This window comes from Phyllobacterium sp. 628 (assembly GCF_014189505.1).
GTDB lineage: Bacteria > Pseudomonadota > Alphaproteobacteria > Rhizobiales > Rhizobiaceae > Phyllobacterium.
On sequence record NZ_CP050301.1, the window covers coordinates 947,753 to 972,054 of the forward strand.

Here is a 24,302-nt window from a genome sequence, read left to right on the forward strand (position 1 = left end):
AAAACACAATCAGTTCCCTTTCTGTGGCGGTTGTTCTATGGCTCTTCAAACGGAGAATTCCCATGAGTAGCGATGAAGCACGCAAAGTCCTTGTTCTGACTGGCGCAAGCCGCGGTATCGGTCATGCGACGGTCAAACGGTTTTCCCGCGCCGGGTGGCGTGTCATCACCTGCTCGCGGCAGGATTTTTCCGATGATTGCCCATGGCCAGCCGGTCCTGATGATCACATCAAGGTCGATCTGGCTGATCAGGCTGATGTCGATCACGCGGTCTCTGAAATCCGCCAGCGGCTGGAAGTCGAAGGCGGCAAGCTGCACGCCTTGATCAACAATGCCGGTATCTCGCCCAAGAACACCGGCGGAGACCGTCTCGATTCGATCGAGACGCCGATGCATACATGGGCGACAGTGTTTCAGGTGAATTTTTTTGCGCCGATCATGCTGGCGCGCGGCCTGTTCAACGAACTGGCCGCCGGGAAAGGCTCGATCGTCAATGTGACATCCATTGCCGGAAGCCGCGTGCATCCCTTCGCAGGGACAGCCTATGCCACGTCAAAGGCAGCGCTTGCCTCACTGACCCGGGAAATGGCGTCGGATTTCGGTCCGCACGGCATTCGCGTCAACGCAATTGCCCCGGGCGAGATCGACACGGCGATCCTCTCACCGGGCACCGACAAGCTTGTGGAGCATCTGCCGCTGCGCCGTCTCGGCAAAACCGCAGAGGTTGCCGAGACGATCTATTTCCTGTGTTCCGAAGCATCATCCTATGTGACTGGCTCGGAAATCCACATTAATGGCGGTCAGCACGTCTGATATTGAAAGGGGTTAGTTCTTTAACCCCCCTCTGGGCTGTCGCCATCTCCCCCGCAAGGGGGAGATCAGCCTGCATAGCTGTCTTCGCGAAACTTCAAATATTTCCGATTGTGCGAAAGCGTTCCTGTCAATGTGATCTCCCCCTTGCGGGGGAGATGCCCGATAGGGCAGAGGGGGGTGAAGCACCCCCTCTCATTCAAACATACCGGTTAACGACATTCTCCAGATATTCCTGCCGGCCGGAACGCGGCTGCGGCTGGATCTTCTTGTCTTCCACATGCTTGGCAATGTCTTCCAGCGATAGTTTGCCGGAGAGCATGGCCTGTGCTTCGGGCTTTGCCCAGCCCGCATAGCGCTCATCGACGAAGCCGGTAATGACCTTGTCATCAAGCATCTTGGCAGCGGCTTTCAGGCCCCGTGCGCACGTATCCATGCCGCCAACATGAGCAATCAGCAGATCCTGCGGATCAAGTGACTGGCGACGCAGCTTGGAGTCGAAATTCGTGCCGCCCGTCGTGAAGCCGCCCGCCTTGAGAATTTCGTAATAAGCCAGAGCCACTTCAGGCACATTGTTGGGGAACTGATCCGTGTCCCAGCCGGACTGGTAATCATTGCGGTTCATGTCGATGGAGCCGAAAATACCCAGCGCCGCAGCGGTTGCCAGTTCATGCTCGAACGAATGGCCGGCAAGAATGGCGTGGCCCTGTTCCAGATTGACCTTCACCTCGTTTTCAAGGCCAAAACGCTTGAGGAAGCCATAAACCGTCGCCGCATCATAATCATACTGATGCTTGGTCGGTTCCTGCGGCTTCGGTTCAATCAGGATCGCACCCTTGAAGCCGATCTTGTGCTTGTATTCAACAACGAGGCTGAGGAACCGGCCCATCTGGTCGAGTTCGCGTTTCATGTCGGTGTTAAGCAGAGTTTCATAGCCTTCGCGGCCGCCCCACAGCACATAATTCTCGCCCTTGAGCTTCTGCGTCACATCAATACAGGTTTTGACTGTCGCTGCCGCATAGGCAAAGACATCGGGATCAGGATTGGTTGCAGCGCCAGACATGAAGCGGCGATTGGAAAAGAGATTGGCTGTGCCCCAAAGAAGCTTGGTACCAGTCGTTTCCATCTTACCGGCAAAATAGTCGGCAATTTCGTAAAGGCGCTTATTGCTCTCGGCCAGTGTTTCACCTTCCGGGCGCACATCGGCATCGTGGAAGCAGAAATATGGTGCACCCAGCAGCGAGAACATCTCGAAAGCCACATCGGCCTTGAGTTTTGCGCCAGCCATTGTCTCGTTAAACCATGGGCGCTCGAAGGTCTGGCCACCGAAGGGATCACCGCCCGGCCAGGTGAATGAATGCCAGTAAGCGACGGCAAAGCGCAGATGGTCTTCCATGCGCTTGCCGTTGATTAATTCCTCCGGATTGTAGAAGCGATAGGCAAGCGGATTGGTGCTGTCCGGCCCTTCATATTTGATCGGTTTGATATCACCAAAAAATCCGCTGCTCATGATTGAACTCCTTTTAATGCTGGATAGAGGTTGTGGTAGCGCCGGTAGGCGGCGTCGAAATCGGCCGTAAGCCGTGTGTCTGGTTCAACAGTCTTTTCGGTTGCGGGTGCCGCGCAGATGGCGCGGGGATCAGCTTTTTCCGCTGCAATGAGTCCAAGCCGTGCCGCACCGAACGCTGCGCCAAAGTCGCCGTCTGCGGGAACATCGACGGGGATATTGAGCGCGGTCGCAATGGTTTTAAGCCAATAGATGGAACGTGACCCGCCACCAACGGCCGTGACGCGGTCAAGTCTGGTGCCAGCGGTGGCAAGGGCATGCAGGCAGTCCCGAAACGCAAAGGCAACGCCCTCGAGCACAGCCTGTGTCAGGCTCGCCCGGTCACTCGAGTGCTCCAGTCCGTAGAAGGAGCCGCGAATTGCCGAATCGTTGAGCGGCGTGCGCTCGCCTGAGAGATAGGGCAGGAAGGTCACACCGGACGGTGCACGCAAACTGTCGCCAAGCTCATCGGTTAGTTCTGCGGGTTTGCGTGCTGTAATACCCGCATACCAGTTGAGCGCATCGGTTGCCGACAGGATCACGCCCATCTGGTGCCATGTGCCGGGCAGGGCGTGGCAGAAGGTGTGAACCGCGCTTGCGGGGTTTGGCAGATAGGCATTGTTGGCGGCGAAAAGCACGCCCGAAGTGCCGAGCGAAACAAAGGCGTGGCCCTCCGCAACCGTGCCCATACCACAGGCGGAAGCCGCATTGTCCCCGGCGCCACCGGCCACAACGACCTGACTGCCCATGCCCCAGCGCGATGCGAGACCGGCTTTGAGGCTGCCTGATACATCGGTGCCCTCGACGAGGGATGGCATATAGCTTGCATCAAGTCCCGATGCGTTGAGCAGGTCGTCCGACCAGTCGCGTTTGCCCACGTCGAGCCAGGATGTACCTGCGGCGTCTGACATTTCGGAAACGTGCTCGCCTGTCAGCCATAGCCGCAGATAGTCTTTCGGCAGCAGCACTTTGCGCAGTTTGGCGAAAATCTCGGGTTCGTTATTCTTGACCCAGACCACTTTCGGCGCGGTGAATCCCGGAAAGACGATATTGCCGCTCAGTGCGCGGAAAATCGGGTTGCTGTCGAGTTCGGCGGCTTCGACGTGGCTGCGTGTGTCGTTCCACAGCATGCAGGGCCGAAGCACCTTGTCGTCGCCATCAAGAAGCGTTGCACCATGCATCTGACCGGAAAGGCCAATGCCCTTCACGGCCGCCAGCTTTTTGGGGTGACTGGCTTTGAGTGCAGCAACTGCATCTTCCGTGGCGCGTATCCAATGTGCCGGGTCCTGCTCGGACCAGCCTGAATGGGGGCGTGTGACGTCCAGCGTTCCGGTGCCGGAACCAATGACGTTTTGATCCTCGTCAATCAACAGCGCCTTGACGCCGGATGTGCCTAAATCGAGACCGAGATACATGGAAAACCCTTCTGAAGTGCTTGGCTAGATCGCGCGCCGCAGCGGCGCATCACGGAGATCGCCGGGGGCGAAAAGCTGTGTGTCGAGATGGAGAAGCGATGTCATCATGCAGCCCTGCAGGATGAGAGGATGCTCGTCCGGATAACAGCGAATGTTGAGATCGGGAACGCCGCCCCAGCCGGTAGTGCCGGAGACGATTTCCCGCAGGTCGGTTTCAATGAGATCGAACACACCGGCTCCCGGACCAACAAATGCAATCGGAACGGGATCGATCAGCGAGAACAGACTGCGCAGGCCGGAACCAATGGCTTGTCCAGCCTTGCGGAAAGCCTCACGTTCTGCGCCTTCGCCGGCCCGCGCGCGATTAGCCACATCGTTAAACGTTGCAGCATCGACATCCTGCAGCGGCGGCGCGGTTTCATCCTCGCCGGATGTCCGGCGCAAAATGGCATAGTCGCTGGCATAGGCCTCGATGCACCCATGGCGTCCGCAGCGGCACAGCGCACCATTCGGCTCATGCAGCATATGCCCGAACTCGGCACCCGATGACTGGACGCCGAGGAACGGCTTGCCTTTGAGATAGAGCCCCATGCCGATACCATGCGACAGCAGGATCGCAGCAAAATCGTCCGCGTAATGGTCAGGGTCGATCCAGCGCAGTGCTTCGGCAATCATGCTGCAATCATTGGCCACCGAGACACTGACGCCATATCTGTTCGACAGCGTTTCGCCGAATGCCACATTGCTGTCAGGAGTAATCGGCGACCACAGCATGGTGGCGCTGGCGGCATCGGTCACGCCCTGCACGCCCATGGAAATATGCATGAGTTTACCCGCGTTGGACGGCATATTCGCCAGCACGGCGTCGAGCATTTCGCTGACAGCACGTAGTAGATCATCCGTGGTCGCATCCAACGTCGGAACCCGGCGGATCTCCTCGCAAATCACTTGGCCTTTGTAGTTGAACAACACTGTGTGGACGAGATTGAGTGCCAGTTCGACCGTGGCAATGGTTGCGATCTCGGGGTTCAGTGTCAGCGCAACCTGCGGGCGCCCCCGGCTTTTTGCGGCCACGTCGCCATCGCGGCTTTCGCTGATAATTCCCTCGGCGATCAGCGCCGTTGTGATGGCGGAAACCGTCGAAGCGCTGAGCCCCGTCTGCGCAACAATATCAGTTCGTGAGAGCAGTTCGTGACGGCGCAAGGCGCCGAGTACAAGCCTGCGATTCTGTCGCCGGACATCGTCCGGCCGGGCAATCTCATCTATCAACAAAGGATCTCCTCCCGAAATCTTTTTTGATGCGATGCAAAAATATTGTTGCAATGCAATAACTTAACAGATCAGATTCCATGTTGACATGGAAATCAATTTAAGTCACTATTTTTTTCGAGCCTCGAAATAAAAGGCTTTGGGTGTTGGACCGGAGGTGAAAGGTCAAACATCTAACGGGATTAACGTGCCATGTGCACTGGGAGGAATACCATGAAAAAAGTTGCAACCGCTTTGGCGGGCGCTGTTCTTGCTGTCTCTTTGGCGGGCCCTGCGCTGGCGAAAGACAAAATCATTGGCGTGTCGTGGTCGAATTTTCAGGAAGAACGCTGGAAGACCGACGAAGCCGCGATCAAGAAGGCGCTCGAAGCCAATGGCGACAAGTATATTTCCGCTGATGCGCAGTCTTCCGCTTCCAAGCAGCTGACCGACGTTGAAAGCCTGATCTCACAGGGCGCGAATGCGCTGATCATTCTCGCGCAGGATTCCAGCGCGATTGGACCGGCTGTTGAAAAGGCCGTGGCTGAAGGCATTCCGGTCGTCGGTTATGACCGCCTGATCGAAAATAAGGATGCGTTCTACATTACCTTCGACAACAAGGAAGTGGGCCGTATGCAGGCGCGCGGCGTTCTGGCTGTGAAGCCGGAAGGCAATTACGCTTTCATCAAGGGCAGCTCGGCTGATCCGAATGCTGATTTCCTTTTCTCCGGTGCTCAGGAAGTTCTGAAAGATGCCATCGCATCCGGCAAGATCAAGAATGTCGGCGAAGCCTACACCGATGGCTGGCTGCCAGCCAATGCGCAGAAGAACATGGAACAGTTCCTGACCAAAAACGACAACAAGATCGATGCTGTCGTTGCGGCCAATGATGGCACAGCCGGCGGTGCGATTGCTGCCCTGCAGGCACAGGGTCTTGCCGGTACAGTTCCTGTTTCCGGTCAGGATGCCGACTTTGCCGCCTTGAACCGCATCGCACTGGGAACCCAGACCGGTTCGATCTGGAAAGACTCGCGTGAACTCGGCAAGGAAGCAGCCGGCATTGCTGCTGCGCTCGCCGATGGCAAGAAGATGACCGAAATTCCGCATGTCCAGAAGTTTAATGGCGGCGCGAAAAAGGTTGAAGTCAATGCCGTATTCCTGACGCCGGTTCCCATCACCAAGGACAACCTCAACGTCATTATCGACGCCGGTTGGGTGAAGAAGGACGTTGTTTGCCAGGGCGTCAAGGCTGGCTCAGTCGCCGCCTGCAAGTAAGCTCGCGATAATCTGCTGATGTTGAGCGCCGCTGGTCCACTGGATCAGCGGCGTTTTAAAAAGAACCTGAAACTGGGGAGAAAAAAATGAGTGATCCGGCAGTCAGCATTGACCGGGCCCGCGCCTCCGAGCTTGGTTTTGTCGCCCGCTTCTTCAAAGCCACGGAACTCGATACCCGCCTTCTCGGCATGGTCGGCGCGCTGGTTATCATCTGGGTCGCATTCCAGATTTTCTCCGGGGGCCAGTTCCTTACGCCGCGCAATCTGTGGAATCTCTCGGTGCAGACATCATCCATTGCCGTCATGGCGACAGGCATGGTGCTGATCATCGTTACCCGCAACATCGATCTGTCGGTCGGCTCTATTCTGGGCTTTGTCGGTATGATCATGGGCGTTCTGCAGGCTGAAATCCTGCCTCAGCTCATCGGCTTCGAGCATCCCACGACCTGGATCGTATCGTTGATTGCCGGTATTATCATCGGTGCTGTTATCGGCGGCTTCCAGGGCTTTGTTATCGCTTTTCTTGGCGTGCCTGCCTTCATCGTCACTCTCGGCGGTCTTCTCGTTTGGCGCGGTGCTGCCTGGATGGTCACGTCAGGCCGCACAGTTGCGCCGATGGACTCCACCTTCCGCCTCATGGGTGGCGGCCCCGAAGGCTCGATTGGAGCCATGTGGAGTTGGGTTGTCGCCATCATAGCCTGCATTGCCATCATCATCATGGTGGTCAACAGCCGCCGCCAGCGTAAGCGCTTCAACTTCCCGCGCCGTCCTGTCTGGGCCGAAGTGTTCATGGCTGCCATCAGCTGTGGCCTGGTGCTCGGCGCCGTAGCGCTGGCCGACGCCTATTACTGGCCGATCGGTATCGTGCGCAAATATGCCGAAACCAACAACATCACCATCCCGGATAGCGGCCTGTTTATCTCCTATGGTATCGCCATTCCGGTGCTGATTGCAGTGGCAACCGGCATCATCATGACATTCGTGACGACACGCACCCGTTTTGGCCGCTATGTCTTCGCCATGGGCGGCAATCCGGAAGCTGCCGATCTTGCCGGTATCAATACGCGCTGGGTCACCATGAAGATTTTCATCATCATGGGCATTCTCTGCGCCATTGCCGGCGCGATCTCGACAGCGCGCCTTAACTCCGCAACCAATGCGCTGGGTACGCTCGACGAGCTTCTCACCATTGCTGCTGCTGTTATTGGCGGAACATCGCTGGCTGGCGGCGTCGGCACCATTGCCGGTGCCATGATCGGTGCGCTGCTCATGCAGTCTTTGAGCTCCGGCATGGTGCTGCTTGGCCTTGATACGCCGCTGCAAAACATCGTTGTCGGTATTGTACTTGTGATCGCTGTCTGGCTCGACACGGTCTATCGCCGCCGTGCAGCTTGAGGGAGGAACGATCATGACCAACACACAGACGCCTCTCATCGACATGGACAATATCTCGATCGCATTCGGCGGTATCCGCGCGGTCGATGGTGCTTCGATCAATCTTTTCCCCGGCGAAGTCGTGGCCTTGCTTGGCCACAACGGTGCGGGAAAATCCACGCTGATCAAGATCCTCTCCGGCGCCTACAAACGCGATGGCGGCACGATCAAGGTCAATGGAGAAGAAGCTTCCATCAGCAACCCGCGCGATGCCAAAGCTTACGGCATCGAGACGATCTACCAGACGCTGGCTTTGGCAGACAATGTCGATACGGCTGCCAATCTCTATCTCGGCCGCGAGTTGATGACGCCATGGGGCACGCTTGACGACGTTGCCATGGAGCACAGCGCCCGCGAAGTAATGGGGCGCCTTAACCCGCGCTTCCAGCGCTTTAAGGACCCGGTCAAGGCGCTCTCCGGTGGGCAGCGCCAGTCTGTCGCAATTGCCCGGGCGATCCTGTTCAACGCCCGCATCCTGATCATGGATGAGCCGACGGCCGCACTGGGTCCGCAGGAAACGGCACAGGTTGGCGAGTTGATCAAACAGCTGAAAAGTGAAGGCATCGGTATCTTCCTCATCAGCCACGACATTCACGATGTCTTCCATCTGGCAGACCGTGTGGCCGTGATGAAGAACGGTCAGGTTGTTGGTACCGCTAAGGTCGGCGACGTCACCGAAGATGAAGTGCTCGGCATGATCATTCTTGGAAAATGCCCACCCGGCGCTATTCCGGGGCCGGGTGCGGTGAACTAAAAATCAGTTCGCTGAGAGATTGAGCAGCCCCTTGCGGGGCTGTTTGCGTTTTATGAGCGAGTGAACGAAAGTATCATTGAATGCAATGCAATCATTGATTAATATGCACTCATTGATAAATGGAGTTGTCGATGGCTAGCATGACAATCCGAAATCTGGACGAACAATTGAAGACAAGGTTGCGTGTTCAGGCGGCGCAGCATGGCAAATCCATGGAAGATGAGGCACGCGATATCTTGCGGGCAGCTCTCTCAAGAGAACCGGCTGTACCTGCCAATCTTGCCGATGCAATTCATAATCGCTTCAAACCCTTAGGGGGGTTATCCTGCCCGTGGCACCGCGCGAAGCTGCCCGTAATCCCGTTGATTTCAGCGAATGATTATCCTCGATACAAATGTCATTTCGGAAATGATGAAGCCTGAACCCGACATGCGGGTTGCGCAATGGCTTGCCGAACAACCCGTGGTGTCACTGTTCACCACTACAATCACACAGGCGGAAATTTTATACGGCCTGTCGCTGCTTTCGGAAGGAAAACGTAAAGACGCTTTGGCAGACATGGCCCGCCTTATGTTCAGTGATGATTTCGCTGACCGCATTCTGCCATTCGATGGTTCGGCCGCAGCAGTCTATCCCGTAATCTTTTTAGAGAGACGCCGGGCAGGTAAATCTATCAGCCAGTTCGATGCACAGATCGCTGCAATTGTGAAATCCAGGGGTGCAAAGCTGGCAACGCGAAATGTAAAGGATTTTGCTGATTGCGGACTGGATATTGTCAACCCGTGGTCGTGAGCCTTGCCGGAATAGTTCCATCCCACAAACAAAAAGGCCGCATCGAGCGGCCTTTTTCATATCAATATTTGACAGCGGTTCAGATCGCTTCGACCTGCTGAACTTCCGGCACAAAATGCTTCAGAAGGTTCTGGATACCGTGCTTCAACGTTGCCGTTGACGACGGGCAGCCGGAGCAGGCGCCTTTCATGTGCAGATAAACAGTGCCGTTTTCAAAGCCACGGAAGGTGATGTCTCCGCCGTCCTGCGCCACAGCAGGGCGCACGCGCGTCTCCAGCAGTTCCTTGATCGTATCAACGATTTCGGTATCGGCTGTGTCAAAGAATTCGCCGTCACCTTCCAGCTGGGCCGTCGCGGCAATGGATGTCGCACTGGCCATCACCGGTGCGCCGGACATGAAGTGTTCCATGATCGCGCCGAGAATGGCTGGCTTCAAATGCTGCCATTCGGGGCCTTCCGCCTTGGTGACGGTGACAAAATCGTAACCGAAGAACACGCCGGTTACTCCGGGCACGACGAAGATTTTGGCCGCAAGCAGAGAAGCTTCCGAAGCAGTTGCCGCATCACGGAAATCAGCGGTGCCTTCCTCAAGCACAACCTTGCCGGGCAGGAATTTCAAGGTCGCCGGGTTGGGCGTCGCTTCGGTCTGAATGAACATGGCGGATCTCGCGTGTCTAGTTTAGAATTGTTCAAAGGCATATAGGCCTTTCGGCCATTCTCTTCAAGGCAAGACTGTATCACGGTTTCAAGATGCAATCACGTGATCGCGTCAATATCCTCGTTCGAAAGATTGTAAGGCACGACAGTGACGGGAATGGAGAAGGATTCGCGCCCGGCCAGTGCTTGTACCAGTGGGCCAGGGCCATCTTTGCCGGAGCCCGCCGCCAGAACCAGAATGGCAATGTCCTGATCTTCCTCGATCAGCTTCTGAATCTGCTCGGAGGTGATGCCTTCGCGCACGACCAGTTCGGATTCGATATTGATAGTCTCCCGCACCGAGGCGGCAGATTTATTCAATGTCGAATGCGCCCGCTCTTCCGCCTCGGCACGCATGATCTGCTCGACACCGAGAAATTGCTGGAAATCAGCGGAATCGATGACAAAAAGCAGCACCAGCACGCCATTGGTCGTCTTGGCACGGCGGGAGGCATAGGCAACCGCCCGCTCGCATTCCGGCGTTTCATCGATAACCGCCAGAAATTTCCGGCGGTGGCCAGCTTCGCGGCTGAGACGTCTTGATACCATCAGTTCAACCTGTCCTGACTGTTGATCCTAGTCCTGCAAAAAACCGACAATATCACGCACATTGCGCATCGTCTTCTCTGCCAATACACCGGCGCGCTCGCCGCCATCCCGAAGGACAGCATCGATATAGGTTGTGTCAGCCGAAAGACGGCGCATCTCACTGGCAATCGGTGCAAGCTTGGCCACGGCAAGGTCGGCAAGCGCGGGCTTGAACACGGAAAACTGCTGGCCGCCGAAATCGCGGACAACACTTTCCTTGTCCGTATCGGTGAGCGCCGCATAGATGCCGACGAGGTTGTCTGCTTCCGGGCGTTCGCTCAAGCCTTCGATATCGGATGGCAAAGGTTCGGAGTCGGTCTTTGCCTTGCGGATTTTCTTGGAGATCGTGTCTTCATCATCGGTCAAGTTGATGCGTGAAAGATCGGACGGATCGGATTTCGACATCTTCTTGGTGCCATCGCGCAGGCTCATGACGCGCGCGGCCGGTCCACCGATAACAGGTTCGGTCAGCGGGAAGAAGCTCTGGATCGTTTCGTCACCGGACTGTGTCTCGACACCAAGGCCCAGTTCCGCAATGCGATCGGAAAAATCAGTGTTGAACTTCTGTGCGATATCGCGTGTCAGCTCCAGATGCTGCTTTTGATCTTCACCGACCGGCACATGCGTGGCGCGGTAGACAAGAATATCGGCAGCCATCAGGTTAGGATAGGCGAAGAGGCCAACGGACGCGTTCTCACGGTCTTTGCCTGCCTTGTCCTTGAACTGGGTCATGCGGTTCAGCCAGCCCATGCGGGCAATGCAGTTGAAAACCCAGGCAAGCTCGGCATGCTGGCGCACGCGGCTCTGGTTGAAGACAATATGTTTCTTGGCATCGATACCGGCAGCAAGGAACGCGGCAGTGACTTCGCGCGTGTTGCGCTGCAGTTCCGCCGGGCCGCCCCAGACTGAAACAGCCTGCGTGATGGCGTGCTGGTCAACCACGCAATAAATGCAATTGTTGTTTTCCTGCAAGGCAACCCAACGCCGCACCGCTCCCAGATAATTGCCGAGATGCAGATTACCGGTTGGCTGGACACCGGAAAAGACGAGCGGCTCAAACGTGCTCATGAACAGTCCTTGATCATTCGGGGATCGGGCCGCTGAGGCCCGATGGCAATGGAGAGGAGGTTTTGGCAGACGAGGCCGCGCTATTCAAGCCCTATTGACCCTTTGCAGGTCTATTTGAGCTGCAGCAGGTCCCAGACATTGCCGTAGAGATCTTCAAAGATCGCCACGGTGCCATAGGCCTCATGCCGCGGCTCTTCGAGAAAATGCACGCCGGCATTCTGCATGGTGGCATGGTCCTTGGCAAAAGCGAAAAACCCATTGTCTTTGTATACCACGCGATTGCCTCGTCGTAGTCGCGCACGACGAGTGTGATCATACCGATATGACGGCTCATGCTGCTGGGTCCTCCGGTGGCGGTGCGGGCGTTTTCGCCCCGCGTTTAACGTTGCGGCGGATCATGCCGAAGCTCGCACCACCAGTTGCAAATGCCAGGGCAAAATAAACAATCATGGACAGGATAATCAAGCCAAAGACGACGGGAGCCTGAACATGCGCCGGTGTGTGCGAGGCGAGATAGGGTGCTGCCCATTGGATGGCGTAGTACAAGGCAAAACCCATGGCAGCCGCGGAGAAAATCAGGCGCGGAATACGCGTCAGCAGTGGAATGTCACGCCCCCAATGGCCGCGCCACAGAAGGGTTGCAAACAGAAGAATCGCATTGACCCAGCCCGCAGTCACTTCCGCCGTTGCAATACCGGTTTCTGCCATCAACGGAAACAACATCAACGCCATACTGACATTGATGACAACAGAGACAGCCGCGTAGATCATTGGGGTCTTGGTGTCTTCCCGGGCAAAGAAACCGGGGATGAAAGCCTTGATCAGGACGAAGGCGGGCAGGCCCAGCCCGTAAACTGCCAGAATATTCGAAACGCGCCGGGTTGAATCTGCTGTGAATTCGCCGCGTTCAAGCAGAAGCCGGATGATCGGTTCGGACATCACCAGAAGCGCGGCGGCGGCGGGCAATGTCAGGAACAGGATGAATTCGACCGAGCGGTTCTGCAGGCTTCCAGCTTCCTTCATATTGCCCGAACGCAGCGCCCGGGCCAGTTCCGGCAACAGCACTGTGGCAACCGCAATACCGACGACGCCGAGCGGCAATTGGTAGACGCGGTCCGCATTGGCAAGAGAAGTCACGGCGCCTTCGCGGCCGGAAGCAATGTTTGTATTGATCAGAAGATTGATCTGGGTGATGCCGCCCGTAATCGCGGCGGGGAGAGCAAGCACAAGCAGACGCCGGACATTCGGCGTGAAATGCGGCAACCGGAAGCCGATGGAAATGCCCGCATTGCGCACGGCGAACCAGACGATCGCCAATTGCACCAGACCGGCAGCCATCACGCCCCACGACAGGCCATAGCCGATCTTGATGCCATCATGCCCCTTGTACCAGGCATAGGCGAGCACACCGATCAGGATGACGTTGAGAAAAACCGGTGCGACCGCTGCCGCGAAATAGCGATGCAGCGAATTCAGCATGCCGCTCATCATCGCCGCCAGCGACATGCAGGCGAGATAGGGGAACATGATGATGGCCATCGACACCGTATTGCCGAACTTCACCGGGTCATCCATGAAGCCTGGCGCGATCACCGTGCGAACGATCAGCGGCATTGATAGTTCCATCAGGATGGTCAGCGCCATCAGGACAGTGAAGAGGACGCCAAATACTTCTTCTGAGAAGCGTTTCGCGCCCTCCATGCCATTGGCTTCGATTTCCTTGGCAAACAGCGGCACGAAGGCGGCATTGAATGCGCCTTCGGCAAACAGCCGCCGGAATGTATTGGGAAAGCGGAAAGCCGCGTTGAACGCATCGGCGACAGGTCCGGTACCCAGAGCCGCAGCCATCAGCATTTCGCGTGTCAGGCCGAATACGCGGCTCATCAAGGTGCCGGAAGCGACCGTCGCGAACTTTTTGACCAGACTCATATCTGTTTCAAATCCCGGAAATTCATGGGTACTGAACCTATTCTGCCGACAAAAGGAAGTTTTGCCGCTGCGGTTGTGCCGTGGTGATGTCGCCTTCGCCGAACAGGGCGAGCATTTTCTTGCGGATGCGGGTTTGCCGGGCACCATTGGTGATCTGATGGCCAACGAGATCGGTGACATAAAACACGTCGATGACCTTTTCACCGAATGTCGTCACATGAGCCGAGGCAATATCAAGCGACAGATCGGAAATAACGCCGGTGATCTCGGAAAGCAGCCCCGGACGATCGAGACCTTCCACCTCGATGACCGTGAACTTGTTTGACAACGTGTTGTTGATCTCGACGCGCGGCGTGATGCGGAAGGCTTTGACCGCGCGTTTTGGTTTGGTCCGCGATGCCAGCATTTCCGGCAGGTAGGATTTGCCCGAAAGGACATCCTCGATCAGGCGGCCAACCCGTGTGGCGCGGCGGCGCTCGTCGTCGTCGGTCGGAAATTCGCGGCTAATCAGGATCGTGTCCAATGCCCGGCCGTCGCTGGTGGTGAAGATTTGCGCATCAACGATGTTGGCACCGGCAGCCGCGCAGGCGCCGGCAATGATCGACAGCAAACGCGGATGATCCGGCGAAAGCACGGTGATCTCGGTCACACCCTCAAAGTCATGGGTTTTGACCATGGTCGCCAATGTCTTTTCGGAACTATCGGACTCGCGCACGAAATTGGCGTGGCGAATCTGGTCGTCCAGACTGACCGTCAGAAGATAGTTCTGATAGTGCTGGGCAAGGTAGGCCTGACGTTCCACTTGCGGCCACGAAGACAGCGCATGTTCAAGCTGGGCGCGGGCATGGTCGGTGCGTTCCTTGCGCGAGACTTCCGAGAAACCGCCGGTCAGCATCAGCTCTGTTTCGTAAAACAATGTGCGCAACAGCTGGCCTTTCCAGCCGTTCCACACACCCGGTCCCACCGCTTTGATGTCGCAGACGGTGAGGATCAGCAGAAGCTTCATCCGGTCGAGCGTCTGCACGATCTCGGCAAAATCCTCGATGGTCTTGCGGTCGTTCAGATCGCGCGACTGTGCCACCATGCTCATGGTCAGATGTTCCTGCACCAGCCAGGACACCGTTTCCGTATCGGCTTTCGATAGCCCGAGCCGTGGACAGATGCGTTTGGCGATGCGCGCTCCGGCAAGCGAGTGATCTTCCGGGCGTCCCTTGGCGATATCGTGCAATAGCAGCGCCACATAGAGCAGCTTGCGGTCTTTTTTCAGGCTCGGCATGATCTGGTTGGCCAGCGGATGCTCATTGCTGAGATCGCCATGGTCAATTTCCGACAATACAGCGATGCAGCGCAGCAAATGCTCGTCGACCGTGTAGTGATGATACATGTTGAACTGCATCATCGCGACGACCTTACCAAAATCCGGGATGAATTTACCCAGCACGCCGGATTCATTCATGCGGCGCAGAATGAGCTCCGGATTGCGCGGAGAGGTCAGAATTTCGAGAAAGAGGCTGTTGGCTTCCGGGTTATCGCGCAGGTCCGCTTTAATCAGCGACAGCGAGCGGGTGACCAGTTGCATGGCGTCAGGATGCAACTCGAGGCCGTGTACATCCGCCAGATGAAACAAACGGATGAGATTGACCGGGTCTTTATGGAAAACGCCCTCATTGGCGATGGTGATGCGATGGTTGTCGACAACGAAATCATTTGTGCCGGGCAACTTGCGCTTGCGCCGGGAGAACGTGAGAAAAATCCGATTGAAGCCGGGAACGTGCTTTGCCTGCTCTTCTTCCAGTGCAGCACAGATGATGCGGGTCAGGTCACCCACCTCTTTTGCAACAAGGAAGTAGTGCTTCATGAAGCGCTCGACATCGCGCTGGCCGGGATGGGCGGTATAGCCGAGCCGCTGGGCAATCTCGCTCTGAATGTCGAAGGACAACCGCTCTTCTGCCTTGCCGGTGTAGAAATGCATATGGCAGCGCACGGCCCATAGAAGATCCTCGGCTTTGCGGAAAATATTGTGCTCGGATCGCGACAACACGCCAAGCTTGACCAGTTCGTCACTGGTTTTGACGTGGTAATAGTATTTGGCGATCCAGAACAGCGTGTGCAGATCGCGCTGGCCGCCTTTGCCTTCCTTCACATTCGGTTCGACCAGATAGCGGGTTGCACCGGCTTTGCGATGGCGCTCGTTGCGTTCGGTCAGCTTGGCCTCGATGAAGGCCGGTCCGGTCCCCTTGACGACTTCCGCTTCAAAGCGGCGGATCAGTGTGGTGAAAAGCTCGTCATTGCCGCAGACATAGCGCGCTTCCAGAATACTGGTGCGGATCGTCATGTCGGCGAGCGACTGGCGAATGGATTCATCGAGATTGCGTGTGGCGTGGCCAACCTTGAGGCCCATATCCCACAGCATATAGAGAATATACTCGACCACCTGTTCGCCCCAGGGCGTCTGCTTGTAGGGCAGCAGGAACAAGAGATCGATATCGGAACCGGGAGCAAGCCCGCCGCGTCCGTAGCCGCCGACAGCCACAACGGTCATACGTTCCGCTGAGGACGGATTGACTGAGTGATAGATGTGCGTGATGGCAAAGTCGTAGAGCGCTGAAATGATCTGGTCCATAAGATAGGACAGGCGCACGGAGCAGCGTGTGCCGCGTCCGTCCTTTTTCAACATCTCTTCGGCAGTCTTGCGACCCGAACTGAGTGTCTCTTTGAGGAGCAGCAGCACGTCATTGCGATTGACGGAAGCGGCGCCTTGTTGCTTTGCCGCCTTGACCAAATCTTCAAATTGACTGTGAAGTTTGGCCGGACTGACGATCTGTTCCAGTTTAAGGTCTGCGCTCATGAACACGACTTTTTGAATGATGGCCGCACGCTATAGCGTGTATTTGCTATAAACGAAATGCTTACCTTTGAAGACAGTGTGTCCGCTAGGGACGCAAGCGCCCCTAAGTCTTCAGGATGTCGGGTTTGTGGCGAGGCCTTTCAACCGGTAGAGCGCATCAAGTGCCTCGCGGGGTGTCATCTCGTCAGGGTTGACCGTCGAAAGCGCAGCCAGCAGCGCGCTGTCCTTGCCTTTGACGGGCGCTTTCACCTCACGTTTCACTTCCACCGAGAAGAGCGGCAAGTCGTCGATCAGCTTGTCGGCCTTCCCCGATGTCTCGCCGGCTTCCAGCTGGTGAAGAACATCGCGAGCACGATTGACCACGGCTTCCGGCAAACCGGCCAACCGCGCCACCTGCACGCCGTAAGACCGGTCAGCTGCGCCCTTCGCCACCTCGTGCAGAAACACGACGTCCCCGCCCCATTCCTTCACCCGCATGGTCACATTGCTGAGGCGTGTCAGTTTTTCCGACAGCGAGGTCATTTCGTGAAAATGTGTGGCGAAAATCGCCCGGCACTGGTTCTTCTCGTGCAGATATTCCACGGCGGCCCAGGCAATGGATAATCCGTCGAAGGTGGCCGTGCCACGGCCGATCTCGTCGAGAATAACCAGCGAATGGTCACTGGCCCGATTGAGGATGGCAGCCGTTTCGACCATTTCCACCATGAAGGTGGAACGGCCCCGCGCCAGATCATCCGATGCGCCAACGCGTGAGAACAGCCGGTCGACAATACCAATATGGGCCGAGCCCGCCGGAACGAACGAACCCATCTGTGCGAGAATGGCAATCAGCGCATTCTGGCGCAGGAAGGTTGATTTACCGCCCATGTTCGGACCGGTCAGCAGCCAGATCGCGCCCTTGGCTGTTCCCTCGGGCGAGAGATTGCAATCATTGGCAACAAACGGATTGGCGGCTTGCCGCCGTAATGACTGTTCGACGACGGGATGGCGGCCGGCAACGATTTCAAATGCAAGGCTGTCATCCACCAGTGGCCGGCAATAGCCTTGCTCTTCCGCCAAAGCAGCCAAAGATGCGGAAACATCGAGCGCTGCCAGCGCAGCAGCCCCGGCACGGATGGCGTCGGCATTGGCGACAGTTTCGTCTACCAGGGTGTCGAAAACGCCAAGCTCGATCGCCAGTGCCCGTTCAGCGGCATTGGCAATCTTGGTTTCAAGTTCTGCCAGTTCCGTTGTGGTAAAGCGCATCGCATTGGCGATGGTCTGGCGATGGATGAATTTGCCCTTGGCCTCGTCCGTATCGGTCATCACGGACGCATTGTTGGCGGTCACTTCGATAAAATAACCCAGCACGTTGTTGTGTTTGATTTTCAACGAACGGATGCCTGTCAGGTCCATATAGTCGGCCTGCAGTCCGGCGATGATGCGGCGCGAATGGTCGCGCAGTGCGCGCATTTCATCAAGCTCGGCATTATATCCGGGGCGCACAAAGCCGCCGTCGCGCTTAAGCAGTGGCAACTCATCATCAAGCGCCTGGTCAAGGTGCGTGGCAAAATCAACGGGCAAAGCACCCAGACAGGCGCGGACAGCCGCTAGTTCCATGGGCAAAATTTCTTTGCTCAGGAACGCTGCGATTTCACCGGCTGCTTCCAACCCGCGTGCCAGTGCACCGAGATCGCGCGGCCCGCCGCGTCCAACCGCCAGACGTGACAGCGCTCGGGGCATATCCGGCACGCCTTTCAGCGCTTCACGTGTCAAATCGGCCAATGATTGACCCGCCAAGAAGCAGGAAACGGAATCAAGCCGCTCGGAAATGGCATCCGGATTGGTCAGGGGGGATGTCAGCCGTTCCGCCAGAAGCCGCGCCCCACCGCCGGTGACGGTGCGGTCGATGGATTTCAGCAGGCTGCCATCGCGATTACCGGACAAGGTGCGCAGCATTTCAAGATTGGCGCGGGTGGCTGGATCGATGAAGAGCGTCGATCCTTCCGATTCCCGCTCGGGCCGCATCAGGGGAGGGCGCTCGGCAATCTGGGTTTTTTCCACATAGGCAATGGCCCCTGAGATAGCGGATAGTTCGGCGCGGGAGAAATTGCCGAAGCCGTCAAGTGTAGCCACATCGAAATAACGCTGGATGCGATTTTCCGCTGTCGCGCTGTCAAACAGGCTCGGTGGCTGCGGGCTGACGGAACGGCCAATGACGTCAAAGGTTGGACGAAGCTCCGGATCATGAAAAACCGGATCGGCGACAATCAGCTCGCGCGGATCGACGCGCAGGATATCGGCTAACAGCCGTGACGGATCAGTCTCGCTGACCCGAAATGTACCGGTGGAAATGTCGATCCATGCCAGTGCGAACTGGCCCTGTGCCGCACCTTTGACGCGGCCGAGCGTCATCAGATAATTGGCTTCCGATGGATCGAGGAGCTTCTCCTCGGTAATCGTACCGGGGGTGACAAGTCGCACGACATCGCGCTTGACCACGGATTTCGATCCGCGCTTTCGCGCCTCCGCCGGGTCCTCGATCTGCTCGCACACCGCCACGCGGAAGCCGCGCATGATCAGCTTGTGCAAATAATCATCCGCTGCATGCACCGGCACGCCGCACATGGGAATGTCATCGCCAAGATGCTTGCCGCGTTTGGTCAGCGTAATGCCGAGGGCACGGGAAGCCTGTACTGCGTCATCGAAAAACAGCTCGTAGAAATCGCCCATCCGGTAGAACAGCAGACTATCAGGATTCGTCGCCTTGATTTCGATATACTGCTCCATCATCGGCGTTGGTCGCGCCGAGAGGTCAGCCTCATAGGATGGTGTTTCCGCGGTGAATGGCATGTCGGCCAAGACGTTCTCCTGATTTTGACCGATTCCGATCAGAAGACCAATCTAAGCGCTATCGAAAACTTTACACACCTTACCCGAACATCATCGGTGGTTTTCTCCACAGATGATGTTGCTCAGACTTGAAGCAAAGGCCGAATTTCAGTCGAAACGCTTGGCGTTCGAGATGTAATGGCTGACATACCGGCTGGAAATGCGGCTGACAGGCAGAATGATCAACACATCGGTCGTACCGAAGTCATGATCAACCACGGCACCGTCGCCGATCATGGCACCAAGACGCAGGTAACCCTTGATCAATGGCGGCATGGCAAACAGGGCAACCTTCGGGTTGACCGCTTCGCTCGGTACCAGATCCATTGGCTGATACAGCGACGGCAGAGCTTTAACGTCCCAATCTGCCGTAGCGCGGCAATTGTGATGCAGGAACGACAGCGGCAAGGCGTGCGCAGCTGGAACAGTGCCCTGGAACGAGGCACAGCCGAACATCACGTCGATGGCGTGGTAGCGGCAATAGCTCCAGATGCCCTGCCATAGCAGTTCAACCGTGCGCTTCGAACGGTATTCCGGCAAAACACAGGAACGTCCAAGCTCAAGAAAGTGCATCTGCGGTTTGGCGGCGACGAGATTATCGATCGTATATTCGCTAGCCGAGTAAAAACCGCCGGTCTTGTGGGCAACTTCCGAGCGCATCAGCCGGTACGTACCGACAATTTGCTTGTGCTTTGGCCCAATGATCGAGGTGTCGTAAACGAGCAGATGGTCGCATACCGGATCAAAACGGTCCGCATCGCGCTGCTCCAGAGAAGCAGAGCCTTTCGCGCCCAGTTCATCGAAAAATACCTTGAAACGGAGCTGTTGCGCAGAAACGATTTCGGCCTCGGTTTGCGCGAGACATACTTCCATCGTCCCAATGCGTCCGAGCACCGAGACAAGGTGTGGCGCCGTAAACGGCGAGGGTGTTGAATCAACCTGCGACATCGTGTGCTGATCTTTAAAGATAGACGCAGGTTCAAGCAAGGCGAAGCTCATAACGATTCGCTCTCATCATGGTTGATCGGCAATCACTAGATGCCTGAATACAACAATTGGATGACGAGCACATGACGAGCAAAAGCCTGTCAATATGACCTTCTGCTTAGCTTCCCCCGGTCTGGCCCTTCTGCGCTTTGCGATCGCGCAACCAGACAAAAATTTCTTCAAGCACGACGAATGCTGCACCGATGGAAATATAAGTGTCAGCCAGATTGAAGACGGCAAACGACCATGATGGCAGATGGAAAAGAATATAATCAACGACATAACCCAATAGGCTACGGTCGATGAGGTTACCGATGGCACCGCCAATGATCAAGGCAAATCCCACCCGCGAGATCCAGCGCGCAGCTGCCGTGCTCCACCAGAGATAGCTGACAAAGGCGATAACCACCGCGGTCAGTCCGATCAGGGCAAGGTCATGCAGACCGCTCAGCATCGAAAAGGCAATGCCATTATTGTGAACGCGGAACAGCGCCAGAAATGGCAGCACATCAATCTGCTGCTGGTAGTCCATGCGGGTCTCAACCAGATATTTGATAATCTGGTCACTCGCCACCGCGAGGATGACAATGACGAGCAGGCCGAAAAAGGATTTGTTCTTCATGAGTTGTCCTGTTTGCTGCCATCGAGCGTCAACGCGTCGCGGCGGATCTCGAACAGCATCACACCGGTTGCAATGGCAAGATTGAGCGAATCGGCACGGCCTTCCTGCGGGATGCGCGCAAGCTTGTCGCAAGTGGCCGCCAGTGTCTCTGGCAGACCCTGCTGCTCATTTCCCATCAGCAGAACCACCGGCTTGCCCTTGTATGGGATCGTTCGGTAATCCACGGCGCCTTTGAGGTGCGTGCCGACGATGAGGCCGGAAAAACCTTTGCGCCATGCAAGAAAGTCAGCCTCGGTTGTGCGCACCAGCGGCATGGCAAACAGCGAGCCCATGGTGGCGCGCACGGTTTCAAGCGAAAACGGATCGGTAGTATCACCGATCAGAATGATACCCTTGGCGCCCGCCGCATCCGCTGTGCGGATGATCGTGCCGAGATTGCCGGGGTCGCGCACCCGGTCGAGAGCCACATAAACCTCATTGCCATGCGGCCTGATCGAGGAGAGCGATTCCAGCTTCTGTTCAAAGACGCCGACAACCATTTGCGGATTGTCCCGCCGGGTAATGGCCGAAATCACCTTCTCGTTGACTTCAAGCACGTCGGCACCCCTGGCAATGGTGCGTGCGGCAACCTGTTCAACCAGTGAGTTGCCCTTGCCGGCTTTGGAATAGACCAGAGTTTTAATGGTCCAGCCGAGATCAAGCGCATCGATGACGAGTTTCAGGCCTTCCGCAAGGAATACACCCTGCTGATCCCGGAACTTCTTCAGCGCCAGCGACCGCAAATCCTTGACGATAGGATTGGTCAGACTGGTGACTTCCTTGACCTTGCCGGGCTTGGAAATGAAACTGCCGTGCTGGCGGTCATCTTGTTTCGTCATTTGGCACCCCAGCGGCTGAACAGGGAAGTGGAAAGGGCACGCCCCGAGGAGCGTTCGCGCAGGATGAGTTCGCCCGATTGGACTTCGCCGCCAAGACCGGTGAATGCATCGCGCATCAATTCGTGGATCGCAAAGAACGACGCGCGGATCGAATAGGCTGTGAGAACGACGCCGAGTGCGTTGGGTGTCAGGATGGATCGGCAAAGATCAACCATATCCGGCAGATTGTCGAATAGCTGCCAGACTTCGCCATTGGGGCCGCGGCCATAGGCTGGCGGATCGAGCAGGATAATGTCGTAGCCGCTGCCACGCCGCTCTTCACGGGCGACGAACTTCATCGCATCTTCGCAAATCCAGCGGATGGGCTTGTTCGAAAGCCCGGCCATTTCCTGATTTTCCCGCGCCCAGACAATCGCCTTCTTAGACGCATCGACATGGGTGACTTCCGCACCGGCACGCGCCGCCACAAGCGACGCGACACCGGTATAGCCAAAGAGATTGAGCACTTTCACCGGACGCTTGGCGCTGCGGATCAGCTGATCCATGTGTGACCAGTGCGTCCCCTGTTCGGGAAACACGCCGACATGACGAAAGGAGGTGAAGCGGCCAAAGAACGGAATGCCTTCATAGGCCAGTGGCCACGTCTCGCCGAGGGGCACTTTCGGAAAATGCCAGCGTCCGACACCTTCTTCATCCGTATTGCCGGTAAAGATCGCGTCTGCCTTGTCCCATTCCGCCTTGCTCCAGGCGGGAAGCCAGATCGCCTGTCCCTCGGGACGGACAATCCGGTAAGGGCCATACTGTTCAAGCTTCAGGCCGTTGCCGCTGTCGAGCAGCGCATAATCATCGGATGGAAGCGTTTCAAGAATAAGTCCGGTTTTCTCAGTTGGGCGTGCGCCCGTGCGGCGGGTGAGAACGCGCGTGGGCAACGGCTCGGAACGCGGCGGTGCTTTCACGCGGCTATCATTGTCCAGAGCCTGCGCAGGCTTGGCAAACTGCGGACGCGGCTTGGTGGCCGCCTGCCGGTACGGCGCAGCATTTGGTGCTGTGCCCTTCGGGCCAGCCCCCTTGGCTTTTCTGATTTTTCCGCCAGACGATTTCAAACCGCTATGTCCTCGTGATCCCTTGGCCCTTGATCCAATGGTGGTTTCCTATGCCAAGACGAGGAAAGGCGAAAGCAAAAACACTCAAACAGTGGCTGCAATCGCCTTTTCATAGACCAGAATGCCCGCCGCAAGGTCTTCCAGCGCTGCGCCAACCGATTTGAACAAGGTTATTTCATCCGCCGACTGGCGCCCCTTGACGTTGCCGCGCGTCAGGTCAAACAGATCACCAACCACATGGCTCGCGCTGATAATACCCGCCTTGATGGGCTGGACAATGTCGCCGCCTTCCTTCAGCGCGCCATCTTTGGCGTCAACAAACACCCGGGCCCGCTTGACGCATTCATCGTCGCTTTCACGCATGGTCGGGGTGAAAGCACCAATCAAATCGACATGCGCACCCTTTTTCAGGTGCTTGCCGAAGATAAGGGGCTCGGTCGATAATGTTCCGGCGGCAATAATATCGGCTTCGGCGATTGCTGCATCCTTGTCCGTTACTGCCCTGGCATTGAAACCATCGGCGGCAAGCTCAGCTGCCACCTTTTCCGCATTGTCAAAATTGCGATTCCATATGGAAATTTCCCGGATCGGCCGGATCGAACTATGGGCACGGGCCAGAAATCCCGAAAGTGCGCCCGCGCCGAGAATAACCAGCTTGGAAGCGTCTTCACGGGCGAGATAACGGGCCGCAAGCGCGGACGCGCCAGCCGTGCGCCATGTCGTCAGGCGCTGGCCATCAATCAGGGCCTTGGGCTCGCCGGTCTTACCATCGAGCAACAGATAGACACCCATCACGGCGGGTTTTGCAATCGCGCCATTGTCGGGCGAAACGGTGACGATCTTCACGCCCATATAACCTTTGGACGAATCGCCAAGCGCATCGAAATCCGACCATGCGGGCATCAAAAGCAGGGTGGATGCTGCACCATCGGGCCGGTCAACCGTGTGGTGGTGCCGTACCGGTTGGATAACACCCTGCCGGAAGGCTGTTTCGATCGCATTGATCATATCCGGCCAGTTCAATAGCCCATCGACCTCAGCCGGAGAGACCAGTTTCATCGTAAATCCTTGAAAGTGCGCTGCTTAATGCAGTGATGGGAGATTGGGGGTAGGCGTGGCCGCAGTTGATTTGCGGGCTTCGATGCGCAGGAGTTCGGCTTCCTGCTTGCGCTGGCGTGCCAGCTTGCGGTGCTTGCCCTGATTGAACCATGTGGCGAAACTGCCAAGGATCAGGCCGATAATCATGGCTGCAAAAAGCCAGACGAACAGCGGAGCCCCATAGGAAAGCCCGGGATTGCCGGGATTGAACGGGTCAATCGTGAAAGTCACCAGCCCACGGTTTGCCACTGATAATGCAATCAAGATGACGGCAAGCGGTACGAGAATAAGGACGACAATAACGCGATTGACCATATTTCTCTCCCTGAGCGGCAACAGTTC

At 56.8% G+C, this 24,302-nt stretch carries 20 protein-coding genes and 3 pseudogenes; 6 read left to right on the forward strand and 17 right to left on the reverse strand.

All coding sequences use genetic code 11. The features are described from left to right. The first annotated feature begins 62 nt into the window (after positions 1 to 62). Positions 63 to 812, forward strand: coding sequence for an SDR family NAD(P)-dependent oxidoreductase (locus tag HB779_RS06255; protein WP_182548190.1), 750 nt, complete (start codon positions 63 to 65; stop codon positions 810 to 812). A gap of 196 nt (positions 813 to 1,008) precedes the next feature. Here the strand turns inward: HB779_RS06255 and xylA are convergent, their stop codons facing one another. From xylA to HB779_RS06270, 3 genes are read right to left on the reverse strand one after another with little or no spacing between them, the layout of a single operon-like run. After that, on the reverse strand, positions 1,009 to 2,319 hold the full coding sequence (xylA, locus tag HB779_RS06260) for a xylose isomerase (protein ID WP_188344908.1): 1,311 nt from the start codon (positions 2,317 to 2,319) through the stop codon (positions 1,009 to 1,011). Beyond that, on the reverse strand, positions 2,316 to 3,770 hold the full coding sequence (gene xylB / locus HB779_RS06265) for a xylulokinase (protein ID WP_188344909.1): 1,455 nt from the start codon (positions 3,768 to 3,770) through the stop codon (positions 2,316 to 2,318). Before xylB ends, xylA begins: the two co-directional genes overlap by 4 nt. Positions 3,771 to 3,794: 24 nt before the next feature. Continuing rightward, positions 3,795 to 5,039: an ROK family transcriptional regulator gene (locus HB779_RS06270; RefSeq protein ID WP_188344910.1), complete on the reverse strand. Its 1,245-nt coding sequence runs from the start codon at positions 5,037 to 5,039 to the stop codon at positions 3,795 to 3,797. A 213-nt stretch (positions 5,040 to 5,252) separates the two neighbouring features. Here HB779_RS06270 and xylF point away from each other — a divergent pair, with 213 nt between their 5' ends. The 5 genes from xylF to HB779_RS06295 all read left to right on the forward strand — a co-directional run bounded on the left by xylF (position 5,253) and on the right by HB779_RS06295 (position 9,272). After that, complete coding sequence (gene xylF, locus HB779_RS06275) at positions 5,253 to 6,293, forward strand: D-xylose ABC transporter substrate-binding protein (RefSeq protein ID WP_188344911.1); 1,041 nt, start codon at positions 5,253 to 5,255, stop codon at positions 6,291 to 6,293. 86 nt (positions 6,294 to 6,379) lie between these two features. Beyond that, entirely contained in the window at positions 6,380 to 7,687 is a 1,308-nt protein-coding gene (locus HB779_RS06280; protein WP_188344912.1) for a sugar ABC transporter permease, read from the forward strand. Between the two features lie 13 nt (positions 7,688 to 7,700). Further along, the gene (locus HB779_RS06285) at positions 7,701 to 8,480 is read left to right on the forward strand and encodes an ATP-binding cassette domain-containing protein (protein WP_188344913.1); all 780 of its coding nucleotides are present in this window, start codon (positions 7,701 to 7,703) and stop codon (positions 8,478 to 8,480) included. 131 nt (positions 8,481 to 8,611) lie between these two features. Then, a complete protein-coding gene (locus tag HB779_RS06290) occupies positions 8,612 to 8,902 on the forward strand; it encodes a plasmid stabilization protein (RefSeq protein ID WP_244642469.1) in 291 nt (96 codons plus the stop codon). Then, positions 8,856 to 9,272, forward strand: coding sequence for a type II toxin-antitoxin system VapC family toxin (locus tag HB779_RS06295; protein ID WP_188344914.1), 417 nt, complete (start codon positions 8,856 to 8,858; stop codon positions 9,270 to 9,272). The genes HB779_RS06290 and HB779_RS06295 overlap by 47 nt, the downstream gene beginning before the upstream one ends. A 79-nt stretch (positions 9,273 to 9,351) precedes the next feature. On the opposite strand, the gene HB779_RS06300 is transcribed toward HB779_RS06295, so the two are convergent. The 14 genes and pseudogenes from HB779_RS06300 to HB779_RS06360 all read right to left on the reverse strand — a co-directional run bounded on the left by HB779_RS06300 (position 9,352) and on the right by HB779_RS06360 (position 24,275). Next, the gene (locus tag HB779_RS06300; RefSeq protein WP_188344915.1) at positions 9,352 to 9,930 is read right to left on the reverse strand and encodes a NifU family protein; all 579 of its coding nucleotides are present in this window, start codon (positions 9,928 to 9,930) and stop codon (positions 9,352 to 9,354) included. A gap of 98 nt (positions 9,931 to 10,028) precedes the next feature. Continuing rightward, complete coding sequence (locus HB779_RS06305; protein ID WP_188344916.1) at positions 10,029 to 10,517, reverse strand: universal stress protein; 489 nt, start codon at positions 10,515 to 10,517, stop codon at positions 10,029 to 10,031. A 27-nt stretch (positions 10,518 to 10,544) separates the two neighbouring features. After that, positions 10,545 to 11,624, reverse strand: a complete 1,080-nt coding sequence (gene trpS / locus HB779_RS06310; RefSeq protein ID WP_188344917.1) for a tryptophan--tRNA ligase — start codon at positions 11,622 to 11,624, stop codon at positions 10,545 to 10,547. A 110-nt stretch (positions 11,625 to 11,734) separates the two neighbouring features. After that, a pseudogene (locus HB779_RS25710) lies at positions 11,735 to 11,869 on the reverse strand (VOC family protein); the annotation flags it as partial. 26 nt (positions 11,870 to 11,895) lie between these two features. Next, a pseudogene (locus tag HB779_RS25715) lies at positions 11,896 to 11,958 on the reverse strand (VOC family protein); the annotation flags it as partial. Next, positions 11,955 to 13,565 (reverse strand): annotated as a pseudogene (gene murJ / locus HB779_RS06320) (murein biosynthesis integral membrane protein MurJ); the annotation flags it as partial. The pseudogenes murJ and HB779_RS25715, both read right to left, overlap by 4 nt. A 25-nt stretch (positions 13,566 to 13,590) precedes the next feature. Continuing rightward, positions 13,591 to 16,401 (reverse strand): [protein-PII] uridylyltransferase, encoded by a 2,811-nt coding sequence (locus HB779_RS06325; RefSeq protein ID WP_188344919.1) that lies wholly within the window; start codon positions 16,399 to 16,401, stop codon positions 13,591 to 13,593. A gap of 111 nt (positions 16,402 to 16,512) precedes the next feature. Further along, positions 16,513 to 19,233, reverse strand: a complete 2,721-nt coding sequence (gene mutS, locus HB779_RS06330) for a DNA mismatch repair protein MutS (protein ID WP_188345798.1) — start codon at positions 19,231 to 19,233, stop codon at positions 16,513 to 16,515. A 147-nt stretch (positions 19,234 to 19,380) separates the two neighbouring features. After that, positions 19,381 to 20,220 carry a GNAT family N-acetyltransferase gene (locus HB779_RS06335; RefSeq protein WP_188344920.1) on the reverse strand — a complete coding sequence of 280 codons (840 nt, stop codon included), beginning with the start codon at positions 20,218 to 20,220 and terminating at the stop codon, positions 19,381 to 19,383. Between the two features lie 157 nt (positions 20,221 to 20,377). Continuing rightward, a complete protein-coding gene (gene lspA / locus HB779_RS06340; protein ID WP_188344921.1) occupies positions 20,378 to 20,881 on the reverse strand; it encodes a signal peptidase II in 504 nt (167 codons plus the stop codon). Then, positions 20,878 to 21,759, reverse strand: coding sequence for an RNA methyltransferase (locus HB779_RS06345; protein WP_188344922.1), 882 nt, complete (start codon positions 21,757 to 21,759; stop codon positions 20,878 to 20,880). Before HB779_RS06345 ends, lspA begins: the two co-directional genes overlap by 4 nt. Next, positions 21,756 to 22,862 carry a class I SAM-dependent methyltransferase gene (locus tag HB779_RS06350; RefSeq protein WP_371823888.1) on the reverse strand — a complete coding sequence of 369 codons (1,107 nt, stop codon included), beginning with the start codon at positions 22,860 to 22,862 and terminating at the stop codon, positions 21,756 to 21,758. The genes HB779_RS06345 and HB779_RS06350 overlap by 4 nt, the downstream gene beginning before the upstream one ends. Before the next feature lie 84 nt (positions 22,863 to 22,946). Further along, positions 22,947 to 23,921 carry an ornithine cyclodeaminase family protein gene (locus tag HB779_RS06355; RefSeq protein WP_188344923.1) on the reverse strand — a complete coding sequence of 325 codons (975 nt, stop codon included), beginning with the start codon at positions 23,919 to 23,921 and terminating at the stop codon, positions 22,947 to 22,949. Between the two features lie 24 nt (positions 23,922 to 23,945). Further along, complete coding sequence (locus HB779_RS06360) at positions 23,946 to 24,275, reverse strand: LapA family protein (RefSeq protein ID WP_188344924.1); 330 nt, start codon at positions 24,273 to 24,275, stop codon at positions 23,946 to 23,948. Positions 24,276 to 24,302: the final 27 nt, after the last annotated feature.

Bases quoted from the DNA above. Each gene is read 5' to 3' on its own strand.
- HB779_RS06280 (WP_188344912.1), top strand. From the start codon at position 6,380: ATGAGTGATCCGGCAGTCAGCATTGACCGGGCCCGCGCCTCCGAGCTT.
- mutS (WP_188345798.1), bottom strand. From the start codon at position 19,233: ATGCCATTCACCGCGGAAACACCATCCTATGAGGCTGACCTCTCGGCG.
- HB779_RS06295 (WP_188344914.1), top strand. From the start codon at position 8,856: ATGATTATCCTCGATACAAATGTCATTTCGGAAATGATGAAGCCTGAA.
- HB779_RS06325 (WP_188344919.1), bottom strand. From the start codon at position 16,401: ATGAGCGCAGACCTTAAACTGGAACAGATCGTCAGTCCGGCCAAACTT.
- HB779_RS06335 (WP_188344920.1), bottom strand. From the start codon at position 20,220: ATGTCGCAGGTTGATTCAACACCCTCGCCGTTTACGGCGCCACACCTT.
- HB779_RS06290 (WP_244642469.1), top strand. From the start codon at position 8,612: ATGGCTAGCATGACAATCCGAAATCTGGACGAACAATTGAAGACAAGG.
- HB779_RS06355 (WP_188344923.1), bottom strand. From the start codon at position 23,921: ATGAAACTGGTCTCTCCGGCTGAGGTCGATGGGCTATTGAACTGGCCG.
- lspA (WP_188344921.1), bottom strand. From the start codon at position 20,881: ATGAAGAACAAATCCTTTTTCGGCCTGCTCGTCATTGTCATCCTCGCG.
- HB779_RS06360 (WP_188344924.1), bottom strand. From the start codon at position 24,275: ATGGTCAATCGCGTTATTGTCGTCCTTATTCTCGTACCGCTTGCCGTC.
- HB779_RS06255 (WP_182548190.1), top strand. From the start codon at position 63: ATGAGTAGCGATGAAGCACGCAAAGTCCTTGTTCTGACTGGCGCAAGC.
- HB779_RS06300 (WP_188344915.1), bottom strand. From the start codon at position 9,930: ATGTTCATTCAGACCGAAGCGACGCCCAACCCGGCGACCTTGAAATTC.
- trpS (WP_188344917.1), bottom strand. From the start codon at position 11,624: ATGAGCACGTTTGAGCCGCTCGTCTTTTCCGGTGTCCAGCCAACCGGT.
- HB779_RS06345 (WP_188344922.1), bottom strand. From the start codon at position 21,759: ATGACGAAACAAGATGACCGCCAGCACGGCAGTTTCATTTCCAAGCCC.
- xylB (WP_188344909.1), bottom strand. From the start codon at position 3,770: ATGTATCTCGGTCTCGATTTAGGCACATCCGGCGTCAAGGCGCTGTTG.
- HB779_RS06285 (WP_188344913.1), top strand. From the start codon at position 7,701: ATGACCAACACACAGACGCCTCTCATCGACATGGACAATATCTCGATC.
- xylF (WP_188344911.1), top strand. From the start codon at position 5,253: ATGAAAAAAGTTGCAACCGCTTTGGCGGGCGCTGTTCTTGCTGTCTCT.
- xylA (WP_188344908.1), bottom strand. From the start codon at position 2,319: ATGAGCAGCGGATTTTTTGGTGATATCAAACCGATCAAATATGAAGGG.
- HB779_RS06305 (WP_188344916.1), bottom strand. From the start codon at position 10,517: ATGGTATCAAGACGTCTCAGCCGCGAAGCTGGCCACCGCCGGAAATTT.